The organism is Gelidibacter pelagius, assembly GCF_017581925.1.
Classification (GTDB): Bacteria; Bacteroidota; Bacteroidia; order Flavobacteriales; family Flavobacteriaceae; genus Gelidibacter; species Gelidibacter pelagius.
Genome location: NZ_JAGEVG010000076.1, coordinates 1 through 451, shown reverse-complemented (window position 1 = coordinate 451; position 451 = coordinate 1). Strand labels below are relative to the sequence as shown.

The 451-nt window shown below is 37.5% G+C and carries 1 protein-coding gene; it reads left to right on the top strand.

Annotated elements, in window-relative coordinates; genetic code table 11:
* Positions 1–209: hypothetical protein (locus tag J4051_RS18875; RefSeq protein WP_208235437.1), on the top strand; the 209-nt coding region annotated here is incomplete at its 5' end.
* Positions 210–451: the final 242 nt, after the last annotated feature.

Sequence of the window (451 nt, the reverse complement as noted above, 5' to 3'; positions counted from 1 at the left end):
GCAACGACCAAGTAGGGGTCGAACATTCTAAAATTTATCGCTACGAAAGACGTGGGATACCTACAGCATCTTTTTTCGGCGTAAAATTTAATTTTCACAAGTCGTTGAGACAAAATGCAATCGATATGGCATGGATTCCAGAGGAATCCGACGTTTATCAAAAACATTATTATTTACCGCAACGACCAAGTAGGGGTCGAACATTCTAAAATTTATCGCTACGAAAGACATGGGATACCTACAGCATCTTTTTACGGCATCAAATATAATTTTTACAAGCCTTGAGACAAAATGCGATCGATATGGCATGGATTCCAGAGGAATCCAACGTTTATCAAAAACATTATTATTTACCCCAACGACCAAGTAGGAGTCGAACATTCTAAAATTTATCGTTACGAAAGACGTGGGATACCTACAGCATCTTTTTTCGGCGTAAAATTTAATTTTT